The sequence below is a fragment of the Cryobacterium sp. RTC2.1 genome (assembly GCF_035018685.1).
In the GTDB taxonomy this organism is placed as follows: domain Bacteria; phylum Actinomycetota; class Actinomycetes; order Actinomycetales; family Microbacteriaceae; genus Cryobacterium; species Cryobacterium glucosi.
Window position 1 is genome coordinate 1 of sequence record NZ_JASJXJ010000191.1, and the last position, 6,108, is coordinate 6,108.

Annotated in this window: 6 protein-coding genes and 1 pseudogene; 4 read left to right on the forward strand and 3 right to left on the reverse strand. The window is 68.3% G+C overall.

What is annotated here, in order from left to right; translation table 11 throughout:
- Positions 1-77: 77 nt before the first annotated feature.
- From infB to QN357_RS17130, 3 genes and pseudogenes are all read left to right on the forward strand, one after another.
- Positions 78-1,721 (forward strand): annotated as a pseudogene (infB, locus tag QN357_RS17120) (translation initiation factor IF-2); the annotation flags it as partial.
- A 144-nt stretch (positions 1,722-1,865) separates the two neighbouring features.
- The gene (rbfA, locus tag QN357_RS17125) at positions 1,866-2,354 is read left to right on the forward strand and encodes a 30S ribosome-binding factor RbfA (RefSeq protein ID WP_134445861.1); all 489 of its coding nucleotides are present in this window, start codon (positions 1,866-1,868) and stop codon (positions 2,352-2,354) included.
- 113 nt (positions 2,355-2,467) lie between these two features.
- On the forward strand, positions 2,468-2,674 hold the full coding sequence (locus QN357_RS17130) for a hypothetical protein (protein WP_134445860.1): 207 nt from the start codon (positions 2,468-2,470) through the stop codon (positions 2,672-2,674).
- Positions 2,675-2,696: 22 nt separating this feature from the next.
- Here QN357_RS17130 and QN357_RS17135 read toward each other — a convergent pair whose 3' ends face one another.
- Both QN357_RS17135 and QN357_RS17140 read right to left on the reverse strand, forming a co-directional pair.
- Positions 2,697-3,425: a DUF72 domain-containing protein gene (locus QN357_RS17135; protein WP_134445859.1), complete on the reverse strand. Its 729-nt coding sequence runs from the start codon at positions 3,423-3,425 to the stop codon at positions 2,697-2,699.
- Between the two features lie 8 nt (positions 3,426-3,433).
- Positions 3,434-4,300, reverse strand: a complete 867-nt coding sequence (locus tag QN357_RS17140; RefSeq protein WP_322137283.1) for an A/G-specific adenine glycosylase — start codon at positions 4,298-4,300, stop codon at positions 3,434-3,436.
- A gap of 106 nt (positions 4,301-4,406) precedes the next feature.
- On the opposite strand from QN357_RS17140, the gene QN357_RS17145 reads away from it, so the two are divergent.
- Positions 4,407-5,069: a hypothetical protein gene (locus QN357_RS17145; protein WP_134559484.1), complete on the forward strand. Its 663-nt coding sequence runs from the start codon at positions 4,407-4,409 to the stop codon at positions 5,067-5,069.
- A 16-nt stretch (positions 5,070-5,085) separates the two neighbouring features.
- Here the strand turns inward: QN357_RS17145 and QN357_RS17150 are convergent, their stop codons facing one another.
- Complete coding sequence (locus QN357_RS17150; protein ID WP_322135427.1) at positions 5,086-6,093, reverse strand: 2-dehydropantoate 2-reductase; 1,008 nt, start codon at positions 6,091-6,093, stop codon at positions 5,086-5,088.
- Positions 6,094-6,108 lie beyond the last annotated feature (15 nt).

Below are 6,108 nucleotides of genomic sequence, written 5' to 3' on the forward strand. Positions count from 1 at the left end.
CGACGCAATGGGCACCATGACCGGCCTCGCGACCGAGGCAGGCCTCGCGGACAAGAAGGGCAACTTCCCCCGGCTGAGAACTCGGTTACAAGATCCAGATGGTCTCGCCCGACGACGAAGATCGCGAACTGCTTCTCGGCTTCGACATCGACATCGACCAGGAACTGGCCGAAGAGACCGATGACGAGCTCAAGGCCCGTCCGCCGGTCGTCACCGTCATGGGTCACGTCGACCACGGAAAGACCGCGCTCCTCGATGCGATCCGTAACGCGAAGGTAGCCGCTGGCGAAGCCGGCGGAATCACCCAGCACATCGGCGCGTACCAGGTCATCACCGAGCACGAGGGCATCGACCGCGCCATCACCTTCATCGACACACCGGGCCACGAGGCGTTCACCGCCATGCGTGCCCGTGGTGCCCAGGTGACGGACATCGCGATCCTCGTGGTCGCGGCGGACGACGGCATCATGCCCCAGACCATTGAGGCCCTCAACCACGCCCAGGCGGCCAATGTGCCGATCGTGGTCGCGGTCAACAAGATCGACAAGCCAGGCGCCAACCCGCAGAAGGTGCGCCAGCAGCTCACCGAATTCGGGCTCGTCGCCGAAGAGTACGGCGGAGACGTCATGTTCGTCGACGTGTCTGCGAAGCAGAAGATCGGCATCCAGGAAATCCTGGAGGCCGTCCTCCTCACCGCGGACGCCGGACTCGACATGCGCGCCAACCCCGACAAGGACGCCCGTGGCGTCGCCATCGAGGCTCGTCTCGACAAGGGCCGCGGCGCGGTCGCAACCGTGCTCATCCAGTCGGGAACGCTGCACGTCGGCGACTCGATCGTCGCCGGAACGGCCTATGGCCGCGTTCGTGCGATGGCCGACGAAAACGGCGTTGCCGTGCTCGCCGCGACGCCGTCGCGCGCCGTGCAGGTCCAGGGCCTCTCGAGCGTTCCCCGGGCCGGTGACACCTTCCTCGTCATCCAGGAAGACCGCACCGCCCGTCAGATCGCCGAGAAGCGCGAAGCCGCCGAGCGCAACGCCCTGCTGGCCAAGGCCCGCAAGCGCATCAGCCTCGAAGACTTCACCCGTGCACTCGAAGAGGGCAAGGTCGAATCGCTCAACCTCATCATCAAGGGTGACGTTTCCGGTGCCGTCGAGGCCCTGGAAGAGTCGCTCCTCAAGATCGAGGTCGACGACTCCGTGCAGCTGCGCATCATCCACCGCGGTGTCGGTGCGGTCACGGAGAGCGACGTCAACCTCGCCACCGTCGACAACGCCATCATCATCGGCTTCAACGTGCGCCCGGACACCAAGGCCCGCGAGCGTGCAGCCCGCGAGGGTGTCGACGTGCGGTTCTACTCGGTCATCTACAACGCGCTCGAGGACATCGAGAACTCCCTCAAGGGAATGCTCAAGCCCGAGTTCGAAGAGGTGCAGAGTGGTGTCGCCGAGATCCGCGAGGTGTTCAGCTCGTCCAAGTTCGGAAACGTGGCCGGCGTCATCGTCCGCTCGGGTGTCATCACGAGGAACGCCAAGGCGCGGGTCATCCGCAACGGCGTCGTCGTGGGAGACAACCTCGGCATCGAGTCGCTGCGTCGTTTCAAGGACGACGTCACCGAGGTTCGTACGGACTTCGAGGCCGGTATCGGTCTCGGCAAGTTCAACGACATCCAGATCGGCGACGAGATCGAGACGATCGAACTGAAGGAAAAGCCGCGCGTCTAACCAGGCCGCGTCTGATCGACGGGTCTCCGGCTCCTCTCCGTGAGGGGCCTGAGGCCCGTTGGTCGCTCAGCACGACAGCTTCTCGATTCACCAGATTTTCCACGCATCGACGTAACGCAGTACCGAAGCAAGAGGAGTGAGACCATGGCAGATCCGGAACGCGCCAGAAAAATGGCCGACCGCATCAAGGTCATCGTGGCAAAGCGGCTCGAACGCGGCCTGCGTGACCCGAGGCTCGGCTTCGTGACCATCACGGACGTCAAGGTGACGGGTGACCTGCAACACGCATCCGTTTTCTACACCGTCTACGGCTCCCTCGAGGAGCGCACCGACAGCGCCGCGGCGCTCAAGGCGGCCACCGGGCTGCTGCGCAGCGAGGTCGGCAAGAACATCACCGCCCGGCTGACCCCGTCGCTCGAGTTCATCGCGGACGCGATCCCCGAGAACGCCGCCCTCATCGACGACCTTCTCCGCGAAGCGCGGGAGCGCGACAGCCAGGTCGGCGCGCTCGCACAGGGCGCCCAGTACGCCGGCGACGAAGACCCCTACGTCAAGCCGCGCGAGTTCGAGGGCGACGACGATGACGACGACGACGAGGACGAGACTCCCGCCGTCGGTCACCACGCCGAATAGCGGTTGCCTCCAGCGGACGCTGACGCAGCGCACCTAGCGAGGGAGACCGGGGAGAACTACGCTTAAAAGCGCTTTCGTTCCCCGGAAAGCCCATCTCACTGTGGAGGTACCCCATGGCCGGCATCGCAGCCAAGCTCGACAAAGCATACGAAACGCTCCCTCTGGAGGAGCTCGCGAAGGCGCCGGTCGCGGCGCTCCAGGGCGTCAGCGACAGCGATGCCGAGCACCTCAAGGCGGCGTTCGGCATCGACACGATCGGTGACCTCGGCACCAACAAGTTCTTCCTGTGGGCCCAGGCGATCGCGACGCTCGCGAAGTAGCCGCGTCGCAGCGGTCGGGGTCTCAGCTCCCGAATCGCGAGGCCAGGCCGCTCGCATTCCGGACCGCGTTTCCACCGCCGTCGTTGTTGAAGTAGACGAACACGTCCCGTCCTGTGCCCTGCCAGTCGCGGATGCGTTCCGCCCACCAATCGAGGTCGGCCTCCGAGTACGAGCCTCCGTACAGGTGCTCTCGATCGGGGCCGTGCATCCGCACGTACACGAACGGTGCGGTCGCGCGCAGGACACACGGCAGGTTCGCGCCGCTCAGCACGCAGTATGCGGCGCCGTGCCGCTCGAGGATCGCGAAGACCTCCTCGCACAGCCAGCTGTCGTGCCGGAACTCGACGGCGACCCTGATCCAGTGCGGCAGGGCGGCGAGGAAGAAGTCCAGCCTGGCATCGTCGCGCTCCATCGCCGGCGGCAGCTGCACGAGCAGGACGGCGCGCTTGTCGCCGAGCTCGTGCCAGCACGCGGCGATCCGTGCCGCCCAAACCTCGGGAGCATAGAGCCTCTTCGCGTGGGTGAGCCCACGGGGCGCCTTCACCGAGAGCAGGAATCCCTCGGGAAGGCGGCGTCTCCAGCCGGCGAACGTCGACTCCCGCGGCCAGCGGTAGAAACTCGCGTTGAGTTCGACGGTGTCGAAACGGGAGGCGTAGACCTCGAGCCGCCGGGCGGCGGGGAGCCCGGACGGGTAGAGCACCCCGTCCCAGTGCTCGTAACTCCAGCCGGAGGTGCCGATCCGGATGCTCACGGTCGCGCCTACTCGTGGGGGAGCGAGTATGACCCTGCAGCGACGCGCACCGCGAGCCCGTCGGACAGGAGGCCGGACAGGGCCCGACCGAGCTGGGCGGGGTCCGGCCAGAGCGTGGCGATCTCGGCATCCGTCACCGGGTGCCTCGTCGAGCGCAACTCGGCGAGGATCAGGCCGCGCACCTGCCGGTCGCTGCCGGCGAACTTCTTCTGAACGGTCTTCTTCTGACCCTGGTACTCCGGGTAGCCGGCCGCGCGCCAGGCGCAGAGCGCGGCGAGCGGGCAGTCCGCGCAGCGCGGGCGTGCTGACGTGCAAACGAGCGCGCCCAGTTCCATGGCGCCGGCGTTGAAGACGGCCGCGGCACGGACATCCGCCGGAAGGAGCGCGTTCATGGCCGCGAGATCGCGGGTGCGGCTCGGCGGCGCGGGTTCGGCCTGGCCTGCGACGCAGCGGGCGATGACCCGGCGCGTGTTCGTGTCGACGACCGGATGCCGGTGGCCGTACGCGAACGCGGCGACCGCCCGCGCGGTGTAATCGCCGATCCCCGTCAGAGTGAGGAGCACGCCGACGTCCTGCGGCACGATTCCGCCGTGGTTCTCGGTGATCTCGACGGCCGCGGCGTGCAGCCAGAGCGCGCGCCGCGGGTAGCCGAGCGTCGCCCATGCCCGCACGGCCTCGCCCGGCGGAACGGCGGCGAGGTCGGCGGGTGTCGGCCAGTGGGTGAGCCACGCCTCGAGGTGCGGGATCACCCGGGTCACGGGCGTCTGCTGCAGCATGAACTCGCTCACGAGCACGCCCCACGCGCCGAAACCGTCGCGACGCCAGGGCAGGTCGCGAGCGTGCAGGCCGAACCAGGCATTGACGAGGCTCGCGATCTCACCGGTGCCCTCGGCCTCGAGGGCAGACCCGGTGGCTGGCACTCCCCCGGATTCGATGGGCGCGATGACGGTTGCATTCACCCCACTAACCTAGGCTCGATTCATGACGCTTGTTTCGACACCACGCCTCGATTTCCTCCGCGACCTCGCAACGGAGATCCTCAGCCTCTACGGCCGAGGCCGCACGATGGTCGCGATCGACGGGACGGACCCCATCGCGCGGGCCGCCTTCGCCGACGACCTCGCAGCGGCCTTCGCCGCGACCGGGCACGCCGTGTCCCGCGCCTCGCTCGCCGACTTCGAGCGCTCCACCGAGGAGCAGACGGCCTTCGGGCCGGCCTCGCCGGAGCGACTGTTCCGCCACCGCGACGACTTCGACCTGCTCCGCAGGGCGCTCCTGGTCCCGTTCCGCGTCGCCGGCGCGACGGGGCCTGCGGACGACACCCTGATCTTCGACGGGGAGTTCCTGCTCAGGAAGGAACTCCGCGACGGCTGGTCGTACAGCGTGCTGACCGAGACCGCAGCGGATGCCTCGTCGACCGGCGCTTTCATCGACCTCGCCGCTGAGCTGAAGCCCTCCGGGGAACTCGGTGATGCTGCGGATACCACGACAGACCCTGCACTGGGTGGTTCCCCTGTTCCCGACGACCGGGCCATCGCCAACCGGCTCTACCGGGCCGAGGTCCGGCCCAGGTCGTGGGCGACGGCCGTCGTCGACCTCGCCAATCCGGCGGATCCCCGCCGTCTCTTCTTCGACAGCTGCTGAGCCGGCGCCGCGAGGCCTACCGCAGTCGGAGCGGGGCGAAGCGCACGAGCACCTCGGCTCGTGTGAGCGGGTGTCCTGTGGCCTCGACCTCATGCACAAGGGCAGTCAGCAGGGTATTGACCGGCGCGGCGACGCCTGCCGCCGCGGCCTCCCGCACGACGACCCCGTTGAGGTGGTCGATCTCGGTCAGCTGCCCCCTGCGGAGGCTCTGCAATGTCGAGCCGAGGTTCGGCACGTCGCCCATCCTGGCCCGCATCAGGCGCGGCAGCAGCTGCCCGATCGAGAGCGGAAGGCCGGCGAAACCACGCAACCGGCGGTCGCCGAGCCCCTGCAGCGCCCCGAAACGCACCCCGCGGGCGACGCCGACGCGCACGGTCTCCCGCATGCTCGCGGTCAGGACCCGACGGAGCCCCGCATCGTCGACGACCTCCTGCACGCTCAGCCCGGTCACTGCCGGGAGCGCGTTGAGCATGTTGACCACGAGCTTCGTCCACTGGGCGCCGACGAAGTTCGAGGTCGCGATCGTCGGGAATGCCGCGTCGAGCACACCCTGCCAGGCGAGCGTTCCCGCGTCGATGTCACCGGTATCGTGCCCGATGTACGTCGGTGCCGGCGTGGTCACGGTGACGAGTCCCGGCGCCGCATAGTTCGCGGCGATGATCGAGAGCGCCCCGAAGCAGTCGGAGTTCGGCAGGATCCGTCGCGCCGTCGCGACGCCGTCGAGCCCGTTCTGCACGACGATCACCGGCGAGCCGTCGAGGACCGCCGCGTTGGCCGTGATCGCGGCGGCGGCATCCTGCGCCTTGGTGCAGACGAGTGTGAGCTCGGGAGTCTCGGTGAGCAGTTCGACCGCAGCCGGCCGGGCGGTCTCGTCGCCGAAGGCGCCGGTCAGGTGAATGCCCTCCGAGCGGATGACGCCCAGGGCCTTTCCCCGTGCCGTCACGGTCACGGTATGCCCGGCCTTCTCCAGTAGCGTGGCGAACGTTCCGCCGAGGGCACCCGCACCGATCACAGCAATTCGCATTCCCCCAGCCTAGGT